The sequence below is a fragment of the Nostoc sp. KVJ3 genome (assembly GCF_026127265.1).
Classification (GTDB): Bacteria; Cyanobacteriota; Cyanobacteriia; order Cyanobacteriales; family Nostocaceae; genus Nostoc.
Genome location: NZ_WWFG01000002.1, coordinates 424,007 through 445,499 on the forward strand (window position 1 = coordinate 424,007; position 21,493 = coordinate 445,499).

18 protein-coding genes are annotated in these 21,493 nt (G+C 40.5%); 8 read left to right on the top strand and 10 right to left on the bottom strand.

Features of this window, described 5'->3' with window-relative positions; genetic code table 11:
- Position 1: 1 nt before the first annotated feature.
- Both GTQ43_RS17840 and GTQ43_RS17845 read right to left on the bottom strand, forming a co-directional pair.
- Positions 2-2,800, bottom strand: coding sequence for a PAS domain S-box protein (locus GTQ43_RS17840; RefSeq protein ID WP_265274087.1), 2,799 nt, complete (start codon positions 2,798-2,800; stop codon positions 2-4).
- A 603-nt stretch (positions 2,801-3,403) separates the two neighbouring features.
- The gene (locus GTQ43_RS17845) at positions 3,404-4,936 is read right to left on the bottom strand and encodes a SagB/ThcOx family dehydrogenase (RefSeq protein ID WP_265276485.1); all 1,533 of its coding nucleotides are present in this window, start codon (positions 4,934-4,936) and stop codon (positions 3,404-3,406) included.
- 464 nt (positions 4,937-5,400) lie between these two features.
- Here GTQ43_RS17845 and GTQ43_RS17850 point away from each other — a divergent pair, with 464 nt between their 5' ends.
- Together GTQ43_RS17850 and GTQ43_RS17855 are read left to right on the top strand one after the other, a co-directional pair.
- On the top strand, positions 5,401-5,631 hold the full coding sequence (locus GTQ43_RS17850; RefSeq protein ID WP_265274089.1) for an addiction module protein: 231 nt from the start codon (positions 5,401-5,403) through the stop codon (positions 5,629-5,631).
- Positions 5,628-5,930 carry a type II toxin-antitoxin system RelE/ParE family toxin gene (locus GTQ43_RS17855; protein ID WP_265274090.1) on the top strand — a complete coding sequence of 101 codons (303 nt, stop codon included), beginning with the start codon at positions 5,628-5,630 and terminating at the stop codon, positions 5,928-5,930. Before GTQ43_RS17850 ends, GTQ43_RS17855 begins: the two co-directional genes overlap by 4 nt.
- Positions 5,931-5,960: 30 nt before the next feature.
- On the opposite strand, the gene GTQ43_RS17860 is transcribed toward GTQ43_RS17855, so the two are convergent.
- Together GTQ43_RS17860 and GTQ43_RS17865 are read right to left on the bottom strand one after the other, a co-directional pair.
- Entirely contained in the window at positions 5,961-6,809 is an 849-nt protein-coding gene (locus GTQ43_RS17860) for a M28 family peptidase (RefSeq protein ID WP_265274091.1), read from the bottom strand.
- Entirely contained in the window at positions 6,806-6,976 is a 171-nt protein-coding gene (locus tag GTQ43_RS17865) for a hypothetical protein (RefSeq protein WP_265274092.1), read from the bottom strand. Before GTQ43_RS17865 ends, GTQ43_RS17860 begins: the two co-directional genes overlap by 4 nt.
- Before the next feature lie 246 nt (positions 6,977-7,222).
- Between GTQ43_RS17865 and dnaK the strand changes: the two genes are divergently transcribed.
- Together dnaK and GTQ43_RS17875 are read left to right on the top strand one after the other, a co-directional pair.
- Positions 7,223-9,325: a molecular chaperone DnaK gene (gene dnaK, locus GTQ43_RS17870; RefSeq protein ID WP_265274093.1), complete on the top strand. Its 2,103-nt coding sequence runs from the start codon at positions 7,223-7,225 to the stop codon at positions 9,323-9,325.
- A 110-nt stretch (positions 9,326-9,435) separates the two neighbouring features.
- Positions 9,436-10,431 (top strand): DnaJ C-terminal domain-containing protein, encoded by a 996-nt coding sequence (locus GTQ43_RS17875; RefSeq protein ID WP_265274095.1) that lies wholly within the window; start codon positions 9,436-9,438, stop codon positions 10,429-10,431.
- 12 nt (positions 10,432-10,443) lie between these two features.
- Here GTQ43_RS17875 and GTQ43_RS17880 read toward each other — a convergent pair whose 3' ends face one another.
- On the bottom strand, positions 10,444-11,343 hold the full coding sequence (locus tag GTQ43_RS17880) for a DUF3365 domain-containing protein (protein ID WP_265274097.1): 900 nt from the start codon (positions 11,341-11,343) through the stop codon (positions 10,444-10,446).
- Positions 11,344-11,786: 443 nt separating this feature from the next.
- On the opposite strand from GTQ43_RS17880, the gene GTQ43_RS17885 reads away from it, so the two are divergent.
- The 3 genes from GTQ43_RS17885 to GTQ43_RS17895 all read left to right on the top strand — a co-directional run bounded on the left by GTQ43_RS17885 (position 11,787) and on the right by GTQ43_RS17895 (position 14,774).
- Positions 11,787-12,311 (top strand): J domain-containing protein, encoded by a 525-nt coding sequence (locus tag GTQ43_RS17885; protein WP_265276486.1) that lies wholly within the window; start codon positions 11,787-11,789, stop codon positions 12,309-12,311.
- Between the two features lie 36 nt (positions 12,312-12,347).
- On the top strand, positions 12,348-12,620 hold the full coding sequence (locus tag GTQ43_RS17890; RefSeq protein WP_265274098.1) for a DUF3143 domain-containing protein: 273 nt from the start codon (positions 12,348-12,350) through the stop codon (positions 12,618-12,620).
- A gap of 126 nt (positions 12,621-12,746) precedes the next feature.
- A complete protein-coding gene (locus GTQ43_RS17895; RefSeq protein ID WP_265274099.1) occupies positions 12,747-14,774 on the top strand; it encodes a DUF4157 domain-containing protein in 2,028 nt (675 codons plus the stop codon).
- 170 nt (positions 14,775-14,944) lie between these two features.
- Here the strand turns inward: GTQ43_RS17895 and GTQ43_RS17900 are convergent, their stop codons facing one another.
- The 4 genes from GTQ43_RS17900 to GTQ43_RS17915 form a co-directional block, all read right to left on the bottom strand.
- Positions 14,945-16,189, bottom strand: coding sequence for an ABC transporter substrate-binding protein (locus GTQ43_RS17900; protein ID WP_414859121.1), 1,245 nt, complete (start codon positions 16,187-16,189; stop codon positions 14,945-14,947).
- 87 nt (positions 16,190-16,276) lie between these two features.
- On the bottom strand, positions 16,277-16,930 hold the full coding sequence (locus GTQ43_RS17905) for a glycosyltransferase family 2 protein (RefSeq protein ID WP_265274101.1): 654 nt from the start codon (positions 16,928-16,930) through the stop codon (positions 16,277-16,279).
- Positions 16,931-17,030: 100 nt separating this feature from the next.
- Positions 17,031-17,999, bottom strand: coding sequence for a glycosyltransferase (locus tag GTQ43_RS17910; protein WP_265274102.1), 969 nt, complete (start codon positions 17,997-17,999; stop codon positions 17,031-17,033).
- 32 nt (positions 18,000-18,031) lie between these two features.
- A complete protein-coding gene (locus tag GTQ43_RS17915; protein ID WP_265274103.1) occupies positions 18,032-19,138 on the bottom strand; it encodes a class I SAM-dependent methyltransferase in 1,107 nt (368 codons plus the stop codon).
- Between the two features lie 534 nt (positions 19,139-19,672).
- Here GTQ43_RS17915 and GTQ43_RS17920 point away from each other — a divergent pair.
- On the top strand, positions 19,673-20,452 hold the full coding sequence (locus GTQ43_RS17920) for a class I SAM-dependent methyltransferase (RefSeq protein ID WP_265274104.1): 780 nt from the start codon (positions 19,673-19,675) through the stop codon (positions 20,450-20,452).
- 31 nt (positions 20,453-20,483) lie between these two features.
- Here the strand turns inward: GTQ43_RS17920 and GTQ43_RS17925 are convergent, their stop codons facing one another.
- Positions 20,484-21,389, bottom strand: a complete 906-nt coding sequence (locus tag GTQ43_RS17925; protein WP_265274106.1) for a S66 peptidase family protein — start codon at positions 21,387-21,389, stop codon at positions 20,484-20,486.
- Positions 21,390-21,493: the final 104 nt, after the last annotated feature.

Sequence of the window (21,493 nt, forward strand, 5' to 3'; positions counted from 1 at the left end):
TTTACTGATGCAAAGTTAACTGCGTAAATTGAATTTTGAATCCTGTTCCAGGATTGCTTTCTAGAGTAATATCGCCTTCTAATTGTTCTGTAACCAAGTCATAGACTAACGACAAACCCAAAGAATCAGCACTTGTCCAATTTAAATTATCCGGTAAACCAATTCCATTATCTCGGATAGTCATCTCGATATTATTGCCAATATTGCGTAAAGCAATACTAATTATGCCTCTTTGTTGGTTAGGAAAAGCGTGTTTGAGGGCATTGGAAATTAATTCATTAATAACCAGTCCACAGGCAATAGCTTGATCAACATTCAAATGCACTGAATCTATATCAGTTTCTAGAGTAATTTTATCAGGCCATATTTGATAAGAAATTAGCAAGCTTGCTGCCAAATTATTGATATAGTCACTAACATTAATTTGTCCAATATTAGCGGAAGTATACAAATTTTTATGAATTAGGGATATTGACTCAATTCGGTTTTGACTTTCTCGAAGAACTTTGATTAATTCTGGATCTTTGAGGGTTTGAGACTGGAGTTGCAATAAGCTGGAGACAATTTGCAAATTATTTTTAACTCGATGATGAACTTCCTTTAACAAAACTTCTTTTTCAGCTAAGGCATTTCTTAATTTAACTTCAGCTTTTTGCCTTTGAACAAGTTCAGTTTGAGCTTGCTCTAAGATGCTGGATTGTTGAATTGCGATCGCTAATTGGACTGTCAGTTGATCGAGCAAATCTAACTGATTTTCTTCCCAATCGCGGAAACCAGAGCATTGGTGAGCAACCAGTAAACCCCAAAGGTGAGAGCCAGCGTTTTTAGAGCCGACTTCTAGTAAAATGGGTACGACTAAATTTGCTTTGACTTCAAACTGTTCTAATAGGCTAATATGGCAATCACTTAGTCCAGCTTCATAAATATTAGCGATCGCTCGTTTACGTCCCTGATAATACTCTACTCCTGCGCCCGCTTGAAAACACGTATCATGGATCTTTACGCCCAAAGAAATCGTCCATCCAGGTTCCACTGACTCCGCCATAATTGTGCCGATCATCTCTGAGTCAAACTGATAAACTACTACTCGATCAACCCCAAGTAAATCTCGCACTTCTTGAACTGTTGCATTCAAAATATCTTGAAGATTCAAAGATTGACGAATTCGTTGAGCAACAGTTCTCATCAATTGCTCTCGTTCGGCTTGAGCTTTTAAAGCCAGTTCAGTTCGCTTGCGTTCTGTGATATCTTGCCCAATACCGATAATTTGACCATTTGAAAGTTTAACATTAGTCCAAGACGTATCTAGTAAATCACCATTCCGAACTTGAGTTTTAAAGTCACCCCAAGTTCGTTGTGCAGACTGAATAAAATTAATTACATATTGTCGATATTCAGGATGAGGATATAACACTTCTAGAATATCAATAGCTTGTAGGTCTTGAAATTTCCAGCCTAAAACATTTTCCCATTCTTGGTTAACCCATTGAAGTTTACCATTAGCATCAAGAAGTGCAATCATTAATGGTATACTTTCAAAAATCCTCTGCGAAAGCTCATTTTGCTCTTGGAGTTTGGTCTCGACATTTTTGCGGTTTGTAATATCATAAAATACTGTTAGAATTGCTGCTTCACGGTTAAATTCTAAGTATTGTAGAGAAGCGATCGCCCAAAAATCAGTTCCATCAGCCCTCTTCAATTTCAGTTCATAATCCTGAAGATCGTCATGTTGATTTAAAGCTTCTAATAGGGCTTCTAAATCGGCTGATTTATGGTATAAATCTAAATTTTTGCGATTTACAAAATCTTCGGATGAAAACCGAAATATTTGCATGAACTCCGAATTAGCATATAAAATTAAACCGTCAGACAGACGCGAAATAATTAATGGAACAGGAATGGCTTCAGAAATAACTCTAAATCTCGCTTCACTTTCTTCAAGGTTTTTTTCTATTCGTTTGTGTTCTGTAATATCTCGAATATTAACCAAACGAGCCTTGTAGCTGGCATAGTCTATTGTATCTATAGCAATTTCAACATCAATAATCTGTCCGTTTTTTCGCCAGTGTTGCCATTGTCCAGAAAAGTGTAAGTTAGAATGCTGTTGCTCTAGATATTTTCTGAAAATAGGCGCGTCTTTTGGATGGCAAATGTCAGTCATTGCCATTTGCAAGAATTCTTCTCTTGAGTAACCGTAGTGGACAATAGCAGCTTCATTTACATCTAAAATTTTTAGATTATTCTGATTATATACCCACATTGGATTAGGGCTTTTAGATAAAAAGAGATTAAAAAAAATTTGGCTATCATCAATTCTTTTTTGCAGATGTAAATCTAAATATCTAATTATTTGTCGAGCCAATTGTTGTAATATTACCTGCTCTTTAGCAGTCAGACTTCGTGGTGCAAAATCAATTACACAAAGACTACCTAATGCAAAACCGCTTGAAGTAATTAGGGGAACTCCTGCATAAAAACGGAAATAATTATTTGATGTTACAAGAGGATTTGTAGTAAATCGTTCATCTTTCAAAGCATCCGGTATGATTAATATTTGATTTTGTAAAATAGTATAACTACTAAAAGAAATGCTTCGAGGAATTTCCGATATGGTTACTCCAATTTTTGACTTGAACCATTCCCGTTTAGCATCAACTAGGCTAATCAGAGCGATTGGTGTTTCACAAAGGTTAGCAGCTAGTTGAGCTATTTCATCAAAACTGTCTTCTGGTGGCGTATCTAATATTTGATACCTATTAAGTACTTCTAGCCGTTGGGTTTCATTATCAGGAAATAACATTAGGCATAAGTCCTAAATAATCTACTTTTTGGAAATCCCTCAACCAAAGTTTTTACTCCCCAACATTGTTAAGATATTTATTTTTTATAGGAATAATTTACTCCATCTGAATATATAGGACTCATATTTGATTTGGAGAAAAGATACGTAGGGGAGCCAGTCGCGTGGTGAGGTAGTCAGATCTTCTCCCAAGGGGAGACGCTAAGAGCGATGGGGGTTTCCCCCAGAAGGAACTACCGAAAGGGTTTCCCGACTTGAACGAACTGGCGGCACCATCTTAAGCTCTTGGTGCGTTACGACGTTCCGTCTAACACACCCTACGAACACTTAGATTTTTTCAAAAATCAAATAGTAATGCTATATCCTTGAGGTTGCTTAAGTATAGGTTTCAAAAGGACTAATATTCCCCATCAGTATTTTTATCAAATTATGGGCAGTTATTGCAACATAATTGATAGATAAGTTTAATAAGGGAGTTCATCCCAATTCTTTGCAAAACTGTACAAAATCAAGCTTGGCCAGACTTGGGGCTGAAGACCCTTGTGGTGTAAGTTTTTCAGCTTATTTGCGGTAGGCTAGGGTAAGCTTCTGCACATCTACCTTTTATCTTGGTCGTCCCAATGTAGTAATATATAGAGCAGCTTCATCAGTAGGAATACCCAAAACTTCATTTACTTGATCATCAAAGAATCCACCGATACCACTGACACCTACATTTAGGTGCATTGCGGCTAAATTTAAGCGTTGTCCCAAATGACCGGCATCCATGTGTAAGTAACGGTAAACGCGATCGCCATATTGTGCGATCGCAGCTTTCAGATCGGCTGTATGAAACACCACTGCGGCTGCATCCCGCCCTAATTCTTGTTCTAAACAGAGAAAATGTAACTCTCGCCGGAAATTTTTAAACCGAATTTGGCGTAATTCTTGGGCTTTGGGTGCGTAATAATAACAACCCGCCTCCAGTCCTTTGACACCACAAACAGCAATAAATGTTTCAATTAAATTCAAATCAAAGTAGTCTGGAGAGATATCTAAACTTTGGTCTATATAATTTTGCGGTTGGTAAGTGAAATCGAGTAAACTTTTCAACTCATCTAAAGTTAAATCATCACCATTATAAGCGCGGGTAGAGCGTCGCTTGTACATAGTATTTTCCAATTCTGATAACTTTTGTCCCCAGTCTATAGGTGCAGTGGTAGTGGGAATTTTTAAACAGAAAGGAAAGTTATATTTATCCTCCAAAGATTTTTCTTGTTTGATAACTGGTAGATTAAGATTGCCAGTGATACCTGATTGGATCTGGGTGTGTCGATGGAAATATGTCAGCAATTCACCATCGGCGATTTCGGGATAACTGGTTTCAGTTGCCGAAGGTAAAGCGGTACATCCCAATGGTAAATTTTGATTGACATCTAACAAGTCTGCCAGAGGTAAAACAGCGATCGCCCCTTCTTGTTGCGAATCGATATAAAGCAGATTGTTTACCGATTCATCCACAAAGCCGCCGATTAAATGAGGGCGAAAGTCAGTAATCGCCCCAGCCAATTCGATATTACCTAATAGATGTCCCGTATCTAGAAAAATCCGGCGATAAGCCCGATCTTCATAGCGCCACGCAGAACGATAGAATACCGCAGTCACAATAATTGCTAGTTGGGTATTTTCTAAAGAAGGATGCCAGAAGCAAGCTTCTTGGAGAGTTTGCCAAACATCACTTTCCCAATAATGCATCAGCGAATGAGTCCGACACTGGTAGTTATACAAACCGGGTGGCAATAACGACGTACCACGGGAAACCACATACACCTCAGCAGGATATAATCCGCCAGCACTGGGAGCAGCACGTAAATACACCGCACTACCCATAGAAGGCATTCTCGCCGTCAATCCATAACTGCGAAACAGCAGCCGGGAGAGTCTTTGCCACCATTGAGCATCTGGGTTGTTAGCAAATCCCTCTGGTTTTTCTTGGATATAGGGTTTGAGATCAAAAGTAGAGCCAATTTTGTACTCTTTAAAAGGCACTGGCTGTTTAGTCCAGTCTAGCCTTTGAGTCTTAGAGGCAAGAGTCTGAGGGTTGTATTTAGTCCGTTCGTGGTAATGCTGGGCAATTGATTGGTGTAATTCTGGCATAGTACTTTTAATATCCTTGGGGCATCCTTTTTTGATCTTGGCATTCATTAGCCTCATTGTTTCGTATTAATTAGTACAATCCTCATAGTCACAAAGTGGTATTTGGTAACAACTGCATTGGGAATGGGTAAGCCACTGTGTTGGCAAAGTAGACGCTAACCCAAGCGTATTAAACTTTGAAGAAGGCAGAAGGCAGAGGGCAGAAGGAACTTTTTCGTTGGGGATTCAGACCCCAACCAATTGTAAGCACCGTATAGACGGTGGGGTTTTATACCCAAGTTCGGTTCGGTCACAGGCAGAGGGAGGAGGCAGTATTCCCTTCTGCCTTCTGCCTCCTGCCCTCTGCCTTTCTTGATAAACCTTTATATTGAAGATTATGTGGCGCTTCTACTTATGCCAAACAGCTGCCCTGAATCTGCCACATTCAAGACCAACTCTATTAAATCGCAAGAAGATTGTAGACTATGACCGAGACAGTAGAGAAACTTAGACTTGAACTCTCTCAGCTATCTATGCAAGAGCGTGCAGAGCTTGCTTACTTCTTGATCCACTCTTTAGATCAAGATGTTGACGATAACGCAGAATTTGCTTGGAATGTTGAGTTAACAACAAGGATGGAAGAAATTGGTAGTGGAACAGCTGATGGTGAATTGTCAGACAAAGTATTCACCGAACTGCGAGAAAAGTACTCGTGAAGCAGATCGTCATTCATCATGAAGCTAGAGCAGAGTTAGATAATTCAGTCGCCTACTATGAAGAGCAAAAGGCTGGCTTGGGGCTAGATTTCTTATCTGAAGTGGAGCATGCTATTGGCAAAATTCAGCAAAACCCAAACATAGGAGCGCCGTACAAAATTCTTGAGTTGCGTCGCTACGTCGTTCAGCGTTTTCCCTATCTCATCTTCTATGCAGAATTTGGAGTGTTTATTTGGGTTGTTGCAATAGCTCATGGAAAGCGCAGACCAGATTACTGGAAGAAACGACAGGTTGAATAATAAACATCTCCATTAATTTATCTTAACTTTTCACAACCGCCGAATGGCAATTTCCAACCCTTCACAGACACCGCTCAGAAAATCTAAATCTAAAGTAGCGATCGCATCACTAGGTTTATGATAATGAGGATTTCGCAAGAATGCCGTATCTGTCACCATCATTGCCGGATAACCCAAATCCCAGAAAGGCGCATGATCGCTAAGTCTGGTTTGGGGAACTATTAAACCTCGATTTGGCACAGGTAGCCATTGACTAGCTACACCAGCTTTGCGAATATTACGACTCATCCCAATTAAATCAGGCAATGTCCGCAAATTGCCAATTAAAGCAATAAAATCCCCTCTATCTGGATAGAAGCGTTCTAGAGGTGGGGGATAATTTTGCGAACCAGGCGTAGAATCCTTATAGCCCAGCATTTCCAGGGAGATCATTAAACGTAGCCGTTGCTTTTGCTGATGCAATAGGGCGGCATAATCAGCACTACCCAGTAAGCCGTATTCTTCCATATCGAAAGCAACTAGCCTTAAGGGATATCTGACAGCTTGGGCAGCAAACTTTCTCGCTAATTCCAGCAACACCGCCACACCTGTAGCATTATCATCAGCCGCAGGTGTTCCTGGAACACCATCATAATGAGCGCCAATTAAAATCGGTGGCAAATCTTTTTTTTGCCCTTTAGCTTGGGAAGGTAAATTTAATATCAAGTTCTTACAAGCTTTGCCCCTGACATCAAAGGTGTGGATTTCCACACTCCCACATTGAGAAAATTCTTGGCGGATATATTCTTGGACGAAAAAATGTCCAGCCGTTGCCATGTAAGGATCGCGTTCTCGCGCGATCGCACTCAGGGAAGTTTGTAATCGCTCTGTTAAATTCAAATCTTTAAAATAGCAGTAATATTAAGGTTTTCAACGAAGAGGCAGGGGTAAGAAGAGACAAGGAAGAGGGGAGAGACTTGTTCAATAATTTCCCCTTGTCCCCCTGCGCCCTGCTCCCTTGCCTCTTTTTCAGGCACTCCAAGCAGAAATTTCTTATTAAAGTGCATTTAGCAACTTCCAAATCCAGTGCATAGAAGTAACCGGATAACAAGAATTAAGGCTGCTTAGACACAGCAATCATCGTCAATGCTATCCTAGTCTTGCAACTATCTCCTTTAGCTAGTACTTCTTAGCTCACTGCCTTAATGATGACTATTATACCATTGAGGTGTTTTCATCCCACAGCACAAAGCTAGAGGTAGTTTCGCCCAATCATAATAAATATATAAGACACTTTAGGAGAAGAGTAACGCATGGGCAAGGTAGTCGGCATCGACTTGGGTACAACCAACTCAGTAGTCGCCGTTATGGAGGGTGGCAAGCCGGTGGTGATTGCCAATGCAGAAGGAATGCGAACAACACCCTCCGTAGTTGGCTTTAGCAAGGAAGGTGAAAGGGTAGTTGGGCAAATGGCACGGCGGCAAACCGTTCTCAATCCCCAAAATACATTTTTTGCAGTGAAACGCTTTATTGGGCGCAAATATGCCGAACTTAGTCCAGATTCCAAGCGTGTACCCTACACCATCCGCAAAGACGAAGTAGGTAATATTAAAGTCGCCTGTCCTCGTCTCAATAAGGATTTCGCCCCCGAAGAAATTTCAGCAATGGTGCTAAAGAAATTGGCAGACGATGCTAGTCGCTATTTGGGTGAACCAGTGACAGGGGCAGTAATTACAGTCCCCGCTTATTTTAACGATTCTCAACGGCAAGCAACCCGCGATGCTGGCAGAATTGCTGGTTTAGAGGTGCTGCGAATTCTCAATGAACCGACTGCGGCATCTTTGGCTTATGGATTAGATCGGGGTGACACGGAAACTATCTTAGTATTTGACTTGGGTGGCGGTACTTTTGACGTGTCGATTTTAGATGTGGGTGATGGGATATTTGAAGTCAAGGCTACCAGTGGAGATACGCAACTAGGTGGTAATGACTTTGACAAAAAAATAGTAGATTGGTTAGCAGAGCAATTTCTGGAAACAGACGAGGTAGACTTAAGACGCGATCGCCAAGCTTTGCAACGTCTAATGGAAGCTGCGGAAAAAGCCAAAATAGAACTTTCTGCTGTCAGCGTCACTGATATTAACTTACCCTTCATCACTGCCACTGAAGATGGCCCCAAACATCTGGAAACTCGTTTAACTCGTTCCCAGTTTGAAGGTTTGTGTGGTGATTTGGTGGGGCGATTGCGGACACCAGTGAAACGCGCCCTCAAAGATGCCGGACTTTCACCTAGAGATATTGAAGAAGTGGTATTAGTTGGCGGTTCTACACGGATGCCAATGGTGAAGCAGCTAGTACGGGACTTAATTGGCACTGAACCAAACGAAAACGTTAACCCTGATGAAGTGGTGGGAGTGGGTGCAGCCATTCAAGCCGGCATTCTCGCCGGGGAACTCAAAGATGTGCTGCTTTTGGATGTCACACCCCTTTCTTTGGGATTGGAAACCATCGGCGGCGTGATGAAAAAACTCATTCCCCGCAACACCACCATCCCAGTCCGTCGTTCTGACATTTTTTCCACGTCTGAAAATAACCAAAATACTGTGGAAGTTCACGTAGTCCAGGGCGAACGGGAAATGGCAGCAAACAACAAGTCTTTAGGACGTTTCAAGCTGTATGGTATCCCGCCAGCACCAAGAGGAATTCCTCAAGTTCAGGTGTCATTTGATATCGATGCTAACGGTATTTTACAGGTAACAGCCTTAGATCGAACCACTGGGCGAGAGCAGAGTATTACCATTCAAGGCGCTTCCACCTTGAACGAGTCGGAAGTGAATCGAATGATTCAGGATGCCCAGAAATATGCCGATGTCGATCGCGAACGGAAAGAACGGGTAGAAAAGCGGACTCGTTCTGAGGCGTTGATTATCCAAGCAGAAAGGCAACTTAGAGAAGTAGCACTGGAATTTGGTATGCAGTTTGCCCGCAGCCGCCGCCAAAGAATTGATAATATTTGCCGAGACTTAAAAGAGAGTCTGAAGGAAAATAGCGATCGCGGCATCGATCAAGCCTACGCCGATTTGCAAGATGCTCTCTATGAGCTAAATCGGGAAGTCCGCGAGACTTATGCTGAAGATGAAGATGACGATTTGTTAGGTACTATCCGTGACATCTTTACTGGCGGTGATAAGGATAAAGACCGTGACTTTCCCAAAGACAGAGATACATATCGGGAACGCGATTCATACAGTAAAGACTATGGCAGAGATTACGGTAATAAAGATTATGGCAGAGACTATGGTCGAGACAATAGCCGAGACAGTCGCTCTTCCTCTTATGAAAGCCGTCCTCCACGCAAAGCCCGTCCCAGCTACCAAGATAACTGGGATGATGAAGATGACAATGATTGGTTGTAGTACTTTTAATCAAAGTTAGGAGTTAGGAGTTAGGAGTTAAAAATTAAATCTTTCAACTCCTAACTCATAAATACTAAGTAATCTAAAATCTAAAATTTAAATAACTAACTATGCAAAATTTGCCGAATTTCCGCGATTATTACGAGATTTTGGGAGTATCTAAAGACGCTTCTGGGGAGGAAATTAAAAAAGTTTATCGGCGGTTAGCAAGACAATATCACCCCGATCTTAATCCGGGTAACAAAGAATCTGAGGAAAAATTTAAGGATATCGGCGAGGCTTATGAAGTTCTTTCCGACTCAGCCAAGCGATCGCAATACGACCAGTTTAGCCGCTACTGGAAGCAAAAAGACTTTGCTGGCAACAAACAAACACCAAAGGCTAAAACTTGGCAGAGTAGCGCTAGCGATCGCAACAGCAATCAAGACCTAGATCCAAGTCAATTCTCTGACTTTGAAAGTTTTATTAATCAAGTTATCGGTGTCAAAAATAAGAGTGGGACAACTAACTCCAGTAATAGCAATACTACCGATCCCTTTCGTTCACCCAGAACAAAAGTTGCCTATACCGTTAATACTCCACCTCGCACTACCCGTCGAGATATAGAAGCCAGATTGACGCTACCGCTAGAAAAAGCTTATCAAGGTGGTAACGAACGCATTCGTTTAGAAGATGGGCGATCGCTAGAAGTTAATATGCCACCAGGAATGGTAACAGGTCAAACCATCCGTTTGCGGAACCAAGGCGTTGGCGGTGGCGACTTATACTTAAAAATTACCGTTGAACCTCATCCATTATTTAAGATAGAAGGTTTAAATATCCTCTGCCAAGTACCAGTTACTCCCAGCGAAGCAGTTTTAGGAGGACAGGTAGAAGCACCAACTTTAGACGGGCCAGTGAAAATGACCATCCCCCCAGGAGTTAGGTCTGGTCAAAAATTCCGACTAGGGAATAAAGGCTACCCCAGCGATGATGGGAAACGTGGCGATGAATTGGTAGAAATTCAAATAGTTACCCCAAAAAATATTAGTCAGGAAGAACGGGAACTTTACGAAAAGTTACGGCAAGTTGAAACCTTTAAACCCCGCGCTGATTTATTGGGTTAGGGATATGCTTAATCAAGAATTGGTATGAGACCTAATTCTTTTCATTGCCATTTCTAAACTTAATTTCATTCGTCTAAAAGCTTTGACAAGATTCCCAATTTCATCATTAGAAACCTGCTCAAAGTCAACTTCTAAATGTCCTGTACTCACTTCTTCGGCAATACGAGTTATCCGCTTAAGAGGAAGAATAACTTGTCGATTCAAAAAGATATTAACCAAAAGGATTACTACTATAAAAACAGCAGAGACAAGTCCTACTATTAATAAAGAGGATTGATGAGCTTTTTCGATGACTTTACTTGCTGGTATAGACACAAATTGAGCTGCTACAATTTCATTTAAGTGCCAACCAAATCCATTGACTGCTCCAAAAAGGTCAATCATAGTTTTTGGAGCAGTCTCAGGAGTACTATGACACTGAAGACAAGCTTGTTGCTTAATTGATAACGGACGGCAAATATAAAATATGTCGCCAATCGGAAGTGAGCGAAATCCATTCACCTCTTTTAAATCTTTTTCTTTTCTAAAACGCTCTAAAATGTTTGCTTCAAAACTATCAGCTTTATCCCGAAGATTTGTAGGATTTATTGCTGCTTCTTTATAAAAGAAATCCTGATATTCTGGTTTTTTTCGTAGAATTTCAAAAACTTCTCGTGCTGAGTATGCGGATACAACTTGGGGCAGAAACTTCTCTTCTAGTTTCAAAGAGAGTTCTGGATAGATTTGGGTAAGTGTGTACTCACGTATAGAAGTCATTGTGTCAATGAGTGTTAAAGCTCTTGAGGCTATGTCATTTGTCGCATTCTGCCTCAGCAATGCAGAAAGAGCTAATCCACTTGAACTCATACCTACTACAAGAATTACAAGTAGCAAAATTGTAAATTTTTGTCTCAATTTTAAGTTTTTTAACATGATCCTAGAGTAGGTGGAAATAAAAGTACAAGAGTTATGCCTTAATCTATAAAGACAGGTTGATGTGGATTTTCATCGAGGAATGTAAATAACTACAAAATAACTTTGTAGGGTTCCAGATTCAGGTTCACATTTTTTTAAAAAAGTAGATGCCTTGCGGGGAGACAAAATACCGTGAAAGGGTTCACTGTGCCGAAACGGAAAAATTGTCCGTTAAGGAATTGGGTAAACCACAACTGGGAAGATTTGTTGCGCGGATTTCAAAAATCAAATATTAGTCCTATATTTCCATGTATCCTCAATATCTCGCGCTGCTTAAGTAGAAATCCGAAATCGACTCATAGAGAATCGCTGTTAGCCAAATTCCAATTGACAAAGGATTTAAAATATAAAAAATATCTTTGAGCAAAGTGACTCAAACAGCCGTGAATCAAAACGGGGCAATGCCACAAAGCAGTAAACCAACTTATTACTCCCTGCTAGGACTGCATCCCTCGGCATCAGTAATTGATATTCGTCGCGCTTATCGAGAACTGAGCAAACGCTATCATCCTGATACTACAGATTTGCCTACTGCGATCGCAATTCCCAAATTTCAGCAAATCAACGAAGCCTACGCGACCCTTAGTCATCCAGAACGGCGCTTCGGCTACGATTTAAAAATTGGCTATTCCCGATTTGGAGTGATTCAACCACCCCCTGACTTGAATCATCCAGTCTCGCGTTCTCATGACTGGTCAAAGTCAGCCTACCTTGATGCGAGCGATCGCCCCTTATCATCTGGCGAAATTTTTGCTTTATTTATGCTGGTGTTAACATTTGTAGGTTGTTTGTTATTAGCAGTTGCCATTGGTTTAACTCGTGGTGATGCTGCTTTCCCAACCCACGTGTTACAGTCAACTCCATCTGTACAACAGCAAATTAACCATGTATCGCAACTAATTACCATAGTGGTAATTAAAAATTAAAAAATTCCCTACCCTAATCTAAAATCTAAAATTCCTATGGCTCTTCTTCCCTCTGATACCCCTCTATATAATCATCCCCTGCCACAAATTGAACAGTGGCTAAAAGACCAAGGCTGTAAACAAGACGAAACCCAGAAGCATTGCTGGCATGTGCAACGGCCTAGTTGGCAAGCTGAACTATGGCTCGACGTTGAACAAATCGTAGTGCGATATGTCCAATCTGGGGAAAATGGACAAGATATTCAACGTTCGTTTAAATATTCTCTCAGTCGGGATGATGTCGAACAAGCTGTGTTCTCTGGGCCATAAGTGAAGTGCTGAGTCCAGTTGACCGTAAATTTAGACAAAAGTCGATAGCGATCGCATTTTGATAAATTGTAAAATTTGCTTGGCAGGAAGAATCAGGGCTTTAGCCATCGATGGAGCAAGGGTAAGATGAGCGATCGCACGTTTGGGCACAAGAAAGCAGGTACATCAACTTTTTCAAATCCATCCCTTGTCTCACCAACAACTCCGACACTGGCGAACCCAACACGGGGCTTTGGTTTAACAACGAATAATGTCATCCAAACAGTAACTGAGGAATCAATCAACCTTCAAGAAGTGCAGACTGCTGACGAGCAATCATTGTTATCAGAAACCATTCAGCAACAGTCTTTTGGTCATGACATTAGTCGTATATCGTTGCGTCGTCCCCAAGCAAAACTAACGGTGGGAGAACCAGGGGATAAGTATGAGCAGGAGGCCGATCGCACAGCCGCTCAAGTAATGAGTATGCCAAATGCAGCCGTGCAGCCTATTCAACGAGAAGCGATGCTAGAAGAAGATGATGAGGTACAAACCAAACCTTTAGCAGCATCCATTACGCCTCTAGTACAGCGAGAAGAAATATCGGAAGAGGAAGAGGTGCAAGCTAAGGCGATCGCCTCTATTCAAAGAGAAGAAATGCCAGACGAAGAAGATGTACAGACTAAACCAGCTTTGCAGCGTTCCACCGATGGCGGTTTACAAGCAGATAGTTCGATCGAGAGTCGATTGAATAGCAGCAAGGGTGGTGGAAGTCCATTGGCGGATGAAGTGCGATCGTTCATGGAACCCCGCTTTGGGGCTGATTTTAGTCAGGTGCGGGTGCATACCGACGGTGAAGCGGTGCAGATGAACCGAGATTTGAATGCTCAGGCATTTACCCACCAGCAGGATGTTTACTTTGGCGCGGGGAAATCTCCGGCTAATGATGCGTTGACTGCACATGAGTTGACCCATGTAGTACAGCAAGACAGTGCTGGCCACAACAGAATCCAGAAAACAAAGCTCAAAAATCAGTTCCAGGAGAAATCTGCTGCTCGTAATATACCAGTAGTGAGTATAGCTCCTTCATTACCTCCTAATGTGAATCGGCTGACGCTCCAACGCGAGTCAGGTCAGGTATCCACGGCATTCAGCAAACTACTGGTAGTGCAGCGCGATCCCAAGCCAAAAAGCGTAGATAATCGACTTACTGACATTGAGAAACAACAGAAAATGCTGGTTGCTAAACAGCAAGCCACCACACTTGATTCGAGATTGCGGGGGCAATTCGGCGAGTTGTTGTCGAATTACCGCCAATCTATCTACCGCATTTCAGGATCGTTTCAGAAAGCTACAACAAACTTCCAGGCAACCCAGACTGCACAGATGCAGATGGATGCCGTATGGTCGCAAGTCATCGCCTTGCTTGCTACCGTTTTGATTGCCGGTTTGTTCGAGCCGGCAATGGGCGGTCTCGGCAAAGCGCTCGGCAAAAACGAGGAGCAAATCAAGAATTGGGCTTTGAAAGAATCGCTCGAAAACCCACTTAATGCTGCTGCTTCGGGAGCTGCCAACGTAGCTACAACTATAAGGGGCAACGACAAGGCTAACGATCGACAAACTCCTGCGGTGCAGGGCGGTGGGGTGAGTGCCGCCGACCCTCTCTCTTATCTGACCCAAAACCTTGAGGAAATCGAGAAGCACACTCAGGGCATTGAAGGGGCATTTATTGCCCGTGCGACGAAAGCCGAAACGATGACTGCTGATGAGTGGGAAAAGTGGGAACCAAAGGCGGAGGAAGCCAAGTACAAAAGTCTGATGGACGAATTGAAGCCTATTGGCCCAGACATCGCCAAGTTAAAACCAGCCGAAGAAATTGCAAAAATCGTTGAGCGTCACCTCTGGGCAGCATGGATTCGCTCACACGTGCCAGTTGTCAAATCCTATGGTGAACACGCGCAGCACAAGGATGCAAAGACCCGTACCGCCGATGATTATGACACCGTCGCCATAAGCCTTGGCTCGGAGGTCGAGGACAAGCTCAATAAGATTGGCATTTCAACCCTAGCACAAGTGGACCTGACGGGTCACTGGTACTCCGGTAATTCTGAGCAATATCGTGTCAAGCTGTTTGTTTGGGCCAGCAATTATAGCGAGAAAATCACCAATGAGTAAGAATTAATGGCGTTGCTGAATCGAGGTATGAACTTGAATGTAGAGACGTAAAATTTTACGTCTCTACAAGGATTTTTCACAACCCTGGGGTTATTGCGGTGAACTCGTTCGGGTAACAACGTATCCAAAATCTCTACAGTTAACAAATCGACGCTTCTCTGACAAAATTTTTATTCCCAAATGCTTTCTAAACGCTCTTGTGCTGTCTTGAGAGCTTTTTCGGGAGACTCACCCAGTAATGTAGCCTCAATAGCTCGACCAAGACTGTCAGAAAGACGGCTATATCCAGAAATAATCGGTCGAGCGCCAGCTAGGGGAACTTGTTCCATAAACACTTTTAACCAAGGTTTTTGCTTCATAAATTCCTGATAAGCTTCACTTTCAGCAGCTTTAAGATTAATTGGTAAAAAACCAGTTCCGATACTCCATTCTTTTTGGAATTCTTCACTCAAAACATATTCTAAAAACTTGAGTGCGGCTTCTTCTCTTGCTGCTGTAGTCTTCATCACATAGAGATTTCCACCACCTGTTACCGTCGCTTGAGTAATACTTGCAGGTATGGGAAATGCGTCGTAATCAACTTTAGATTTAGTGATATAAGTCCAAGGGCCTGTAATTTGCATAGCAACGCGACCCGCTATAAAAGCATCCTCTTCATAACCTCGTTCTGGAGAAGAAAGCATTGCTGAACCATCTTTTAATAGCTCTTGCCAGAATTGTAAGGCTTTCAGCGCTCCAGGATTTGTTAAATTCGGTCGGTTATTTGTCAGTACTTCTCCCCCAGCGCTCAATAAAAAAGGGAACCAGCTAAAAACAGTCCATTCACTCTTCCCTAAAGGCAGTATAATTCCATACTGTTCTGGTCGATTGTCGCCATTGCGGTCTATGGTTAACTTTTTGGCAACTTGCCTCAATTCTTCCCAAGTTTTGGGCATTTGCGTAATTCCCGCAGCTTCAAAAAGCTTAGGTCTGTAAAAAATGCCTATATTACTTGTATATAACGGGGCTGACCAAAGATGACCATCTAATTGCAATTCTTCAAGAAGGTTAGGTCTAATTTCTGACTTTAATGGCAATTTTTCTAGCCAATCTTCTAAAGGTATAATTGCTCTTAAATCTGCCAACTGACCTGTAATTTGCGGGTAGAAGGCCAGGATATCTGGAGACGCATTACCCACAACTGCTGTTAATATTTTTGGCAATTGGGGTTGAGCCAAAAAGACAGATTCTACCTGGATATCAGGATGAGTCTGATTAAATTTGTCTACCAGTTTTTCAAACACATCCCGATTAGTAGGGGGATTGATTGCTTGCCATAAAGTTAAATGAATTACTCCGTCGCCTTTCTGTACTATTCCCTGACAACCAGATAAAAATATTAAACACGAACTTAGGACAATCCCTAGAAGTAACATTTTCCAAACAGAAGCAATAACCCGGCGAGAATAATGGCTTATTTGGGATAGAAAAAGGATATTCTTCATACCAGTTAGTTAATCAAATTAAGAAATATTCTCTAAAACACTTTTGGTAATACTATTTTCTGCTCTTGTATAAATATAAGTTTCCGGTTCGCTGATCTTTTTAGTTCTGAATATTTTTTCTGCCCGATACCAAAAATCTGTATCTTCTCCATAAGCAATATTGTTAAATCCCTTCACATCAAAAAATACCTGTCTCTTACCAAAAAATGTCGGGCCTAAAACACATTCTCGGAGATTAATTGTTTTACCTGGTTGAAAATAATCTGCAACCAAAACCTCTTCTTCTGTTGCGAATCCACCTTCAATTAAATCAATTTCTGGATTAGCTTTCATATATTCGATTCGCGCATCCAGGTGATTTACTTTGTACGCATCATCACTATCCAAGAATGTTATATACTTACCAAAAGATGCCTGAATACCAGAATTTTTAGCATACCATAGCTTTCTATTTTGATGTTTCAAATACCGGATATTTTGAAATTCTTGAATATAAGGATTAACAACTTCAAAAGTATTATCTTGACTCCCATCATCAACTATAATCAGTTCCCAATTTTTAAAACTTTGAGAGATAACACTATCAATACAGTTGTTTAAATATTTTGCTCTATTGTAAGTACAGAGGATAATTGATACTTCGTAATTAAAATCAAAAACTACAGTTTCCATTGTTAAATTATCATCGGATTATTCATACAAAAATCTAAATAATCAAAGATGATTTTTAGATTAGTTAGGAGGAGAATACTAAACTTAATTCTTAAGTTTCTTAACTGTGTAATTTTATGAATTCATGCATGATATCATTATAATTATAAACTATAAGACTAAGATCAAAGTTTTCTCTGACGTATTCTAGAATATTTTGACGATAATATTGGTTTTTCTCAATCATCTCACTAATTGTATCAGTAACAATTTGTTTAGCTTCTGGTGTGGTGTCACTTAATATATTATCTGGCAAAATTCTAATGAATTCTTTGTGATGTAAATTGGCACTAGCAGATTCAGAAACAACAATACATAAACCTGCTGCCATTGCTTCTAATACTACGAGTGGTGCAACTTCCCCTTCACTAATTAAAACTAAACAGCTATAATTTGTAAGACGAGAATAAACTTGCTCTAAACTCCATACACCTAAATGTTTTGTTGTTGTTCCTTCAATAAAATCAGGATCATCTAAAGGCCCAACAAAATCTATTGCAATTTTACTATCTACTATTTTCGCCAGTAATTTCTGCTGTTTTCTTGGTTGAATCCAACCTAAACAAATAGCTTTATTATTTCCTTGAGCTTGAAAATTTACTTTCTGAGTGTCAATACCGTTGACTTGCACTGATATATATCCAGAATATCCTGATTTCAAGAAAAAATCTTTGGTTAAATGAGACAGGGCAATTATCCCAGGTGCATTAAAATAATGTTGGTATGCTTCTCGAAATTCTTCGTTCCATTTATCTGTTTTAAACAGATAACCATCATGGCAGGTGAAACAATACTTTTGTTTGAGCCTTCGATTAAATTCGCTCACAAAACTGTAGGCATGTAAATGCACAAAGTCATAATTATTATTATTAATATATTCTATGACTTCGTTAACATCTTTCTCATTTAAGATATCGACTTGATGCCCAATTTTCTCTAAAAAATTTTTGGACTCGTTTATCACAGTTAAGACAGAATGTGATAGGGGAGGTTCAGGGATATAACCCCAAGCAACAAGAGCAATTTTCATAAATTATTTAATTTTTCCTCACACATTTAGATTTACTTTTCAGCCACAATACAAGTTGCGACGGGATAATCTGGATGATAAGCGTCTAGTTCTTCAGATGTCAATTCTTCTACAGCGATTCCATGATAACTAGCTATTACAGTGGTGGGGTTGCCATAGACATACAACTTATGTTGCGAGAAATTTTTATACATCCAGACGAAAGCATCAGGTAAAGGCCGCCAATAATCAACAGGAGTCGCATGAATTCTAATGGCACTTGGTACCATTGCAAAACATTTTCCACCAGGTTTTAGCCAAGTATAGATGTTTTCTACCACTATCCAGGGGGCATAACAATGTTCTAAAACGTTAAAAATTATTACTGAATCAAAAGATTCTGGTTTGATAACGGATACATCGTGAGCATCCCCAACTATATCTACTCCTGGGCCTGGTTCTAAGTTGAGAATCTGATATGATGCGCCTTGATTAATTTGATAAAAATCTTTATCTTTTGGTGTTCCTCCTATTTCTAAGATATTGCCACCGATTTGGGGTTGAATTTCTTTAAGAAATTTGCTGAGATAATATCTATCGACGGGTGTTCCTCTTGTCAATCCAAATGCTTGGCAAATGGGAACTGTTTTTTTCAAATCACCCCAATCTATCGAACCTGTAGCCGGGGATAGTAAACCAAGATTTTCTAGATGTTCTACTAATTTCCGAAAGTCTTCTATATTTTCAATAGATTCTAGGTCATCTTTTAACTGATATTGGGAAAATAATTGTGGCAACACTTGGTAAGTTTCTCTACTTAATGAACCAAGTTCATATTGCATTTCCTTTTCGATAAAACTCCGAAAGCCTTTACCAAAAATTGTGAGGCTGCCATCTGCTAAAAAAACTAAGGCGTTTTGAAGAAGCTGCTCGTATTTTTTTATCTCCTGAATTACTTTCTCTGCTATAGGTTCTAATTTAATTTTTTGAAATATTTTGTAAGCATTTTCTAATGAATGTTCGTGAATAAATATTTCCAGTATTGTCAACCATGATTTTGATTGAATAATTTCTGCTGTTCGCTGACTCCAAGCAAAAATGGCATATAACTGTGAATCTTCAACTTTTAAAAAGGCGTTAGGTACATATTGTTTTGGCATATAATTAATAACTCAAAAGTTTCTCATAAGGAGGATGACTTGGGTATTATAAGCTATTTTGGATTTTATATATAATGGCATCGCATTTATTTTCACCCAAACCTACAATACCAATTTAGCGATTCCACAAAAACCTCTTTCCAACCTCCCTACGTTTCAAAGAGGCTAGTGTTGCTTTGCCTTCTCTAGTAGTCTAGGGAGTAATGTCTCTAATTGTTTCAGAGCCACACTAGAGGCGATTACCTTTGGTTGGATATTCGAGTTGATCTCAGTATTAACTATTGAACCATATAGGATTACTATTTGATTTTTGAACTAAATTAGGTATTGTAGAGTGTGTTATAACGGAGTTCATAACGCACTATTATCACGGGTTTGATGCGTTACGCTGTCGCTAACACATCCTACGTATATTTTCTTCAAATCAAACTGGATTCCTATAGTAATGTTATTGTTAATACTAAAATACGTAATTTAATTGGTAAAGTTAGCAAAAATAGTACATAATCAATAATCTTTGGAGAGAAATAAATAATGGCAAAAACTAATGAAGTTGTTTCAAATATCTCTTTGTCTAGTTGGGACTATATTTCACCTGAATTTGAAATAGTTTATCCTGATTCATCTTTCCCCAATATGATTATTGGAGACATTAATAACTGTTATTGGTCTTATTTGCGTCGAGATATTCCCCATAAATGGTATGTGGATAGAGATGAGCCTTTTATAGGGTTTCTCAATCGAGATGAAGCACATATTTTATATAATACAGCCCTCAAATTTGCCGGGAAAAAAGCTTTAGAAATCGGTTGTTTGCGGGGTTGGTCTGCTTGTCATCTGGCATTAGGCGGCGTGGAATTAGATGTAATTGATCCTTTTTTAGCCAGAGAAGATGTTTATGAAAGTATAAGTCATTCTTTACGACTGGCTAATGTTCTCGACTCAGTTAATTTAGTAGCTGGTTATAGTCCACAAAAGGTAGAAGAGTTAGCTAAACAATTACAATGCAAGTGGTCATTAATTTTCATTGATGGCGATCATGAATCACCAGCGCCACTCAATGATACGATTGTTTGTGAACCATTGGCAGAGGACGATGCTTTAATTTTGTTTCATGATTTAACTTCCCCTGATGTAGCACAAGGTTTAGATTACTTAAAGCAAAAGGGTTGGAATACAATCATTTACCAAACTATGCAAATTATGGGGGCTGCTTGGCGTGGAAATGTTGAACCAGTAAAACATCAGCCAGATCCCAAAATTAATTGGAATTTACCAGAGCATTTAAAACATTATTCTGTGAGTGGATTATGAATGTTTAATCAAAAGTAAATCTAATTTTAACTTAATGGGGATGCCCGATCGCTAATATTCCCGCATCCCCATCTAAAGTTACCTCTACACCCACTGGTAAAGCTGCATTGGGACTATCATGGCCAAAAGGTAAATCAGAGACAATCGGAATACCCAAATCACCTAAGCGATCGCGCAATACTTCTTCTACACTAAAGCTAGGCACATTTGGCGGCGCTTCACAGCGAGTAAAACCGCCTAAAGCAATACCGCAGACTTGAGACAAAGCACCACTCAAACGCCATTGTGTCAGCATTCTATCGATGCGATAGGGTGCTTCCGTGACATCCTCCAACGCCAGAATTACACCATCTAAATGTGGCAATATTGGTGTAGCTAAAAGGTTAGTAGCCACCGTGAGATTACCTGGTAATAAAGTACCAGTTACTACGCCGCCACCCCAACCGCAACCTTTGAGAGGCGCGAGAGGACGACCTTCTACCGAATCGAATAATCGCTCAATTGACCAATCTGGCTCATGTGCTAAAGTCACTAGCACGGGAGCATGAACGCCGGAAATTCCTGCTATATAAAGACTCCACAATAAAGCTGTGATATCAGAAAAGCCTATAAGCCACTTGGGAAGGGCTGAGTTTTGTTGCCAATTCCAATCTTCTAAAATGCGGGTGCTACCAAAACCGCCTCTGGCACAAAGAATACCACGACAATTAGGATCTTGCCATGCTGCTGCTAATTGCTGACGGCGGATTTCATCTGTTCCAGCTAGATAACCCCATTTGTCATCTATCTGTGGACTGATTTCTAATCGATAACCACGCGATCGCCAAATTTCTAGACTCTGTTCAAATACCTCAAATTCTCGCAAAGCACCACTAGGGGCAATGACTCGTAGTAAGTCTCCAGGTTTTAGGGGCGGTGGTAAGATTTTGGATGGCATGAAAAAAGTTAGGGGTGAGGAAAGACGCGATTCATCGCGTCTGTACAAGGGGTTAAGAATAAAGACTATACCTCAGAACTCCGATCAAATTTTATTGAAATCAT

Coding starts and splice junctions, on each gene's coding strand:
- GTQ43_RS17875 (WP_265274095.1), top strand. CDS start 9,436: ATGCAAAATTTGCCGAATTTCCGCGATTATTACGAGATTTTGGGAGTA.
- GTQ43_RS17885 (WP_265276486.1), top strand. CDS start 11,787: ATGCCACAAAGCAGTAAACCAACTTATTACTCCCTGCTAGGACTGCAT.
- GTQ43_RS17900 (WP_414859121.1), bottom strand. CDS start 16,189: ATGTTACTTCTAGGGATTGTCCTAAGTTCGTGTTTAATATTTTTATCT.
- GTQ43_RS17925 (WP_265274106.1), bottom strand. CDS start 21,389: ATGCCATCCAAAATCTTACCACCGCCCCTAAAACCTGGAGACTTACTA.
- GTQ43_RS17865 (WP_265274092.1), bottom strand. CDS start 6,976: ATGCACTTTAATAAGAAATTTCTGCTTGGAGTGCCTGAAAAAGAGGCA.
- GTQ43_RS17840 (WP_265274087.1), bottom strand. CDS start 2,800: ATGTTATTTCCTGATAATGAAACCCAACGGCTAGAAGTACTTAATAGG.
- GTQ43_RS17920 (WP_265274104.1), top strand. CDS start 19,673: ATGGCAAAAACTAATGAAGTTGTTTCAAATATCTCTTTGTCTAGTTGG.
- GTQ43_RS17910 (WP_265274102.1), bottom strand. CDS start 17,999: ATGAAAATTGCTCTTGTTGCTTGGGGTTATATCCCTGAACCTCCCCTA.
- dnaK (WP_265274093.1), top strand. CDS start 7,223: ATGGGCAAGGTAGTCGGCATCGACTTGGGTACAACCAACTCAGTAGTC.
- GTQ43_RS17915 (WP_265274103.1), bottom strand. CDS start 19,138: ATGCCAAAACAATATGTACCTAACGCCTTTTTAAAAGTTGAAGATTCA.
- GTQ43_RS17890 (WP_265274098.1), top strand. CDS start 12,348: ATGGCTCTTCTTCCCTCTGATACCCCTCTATATAATCATCCCCTGCCA.
- GTQ43_RS17905 (WP_265274101.1), bottom strand. CDS start 16,930: ATGGAAACTGTAGTTTTTGATTTTAATTACGAAGTATCAATTATCCTC.
- GTQ43_RS17880 (WP_265274097.1), bottom strand. CDS start 11,343: ATGTTAAAAAACTTAAAATTGAGACAAAAATTTACAATTTTGCTACTT.
- GTQ43_RS17845 (WP_265276485.1), bottom strand. CDS start 4,936: ATGCCAGAATTACACCAATCAATTGCCCAGCATTACCACGAACGGACT.
- GTQ43_RS17850 (WP_265274089.1), top strand. CDS start 5,401: ATGACCGAGACAGTAGAGAAACTTAGACTTGAACTCTCTCAGCTATCT.
- GTQ43_RS17895 (WP_265274099.1), top strand. CDS start 12,747: ATGAGCGATCGCACGTTTGGGCACAAGAAAGCAGGTACATCAACTTTT.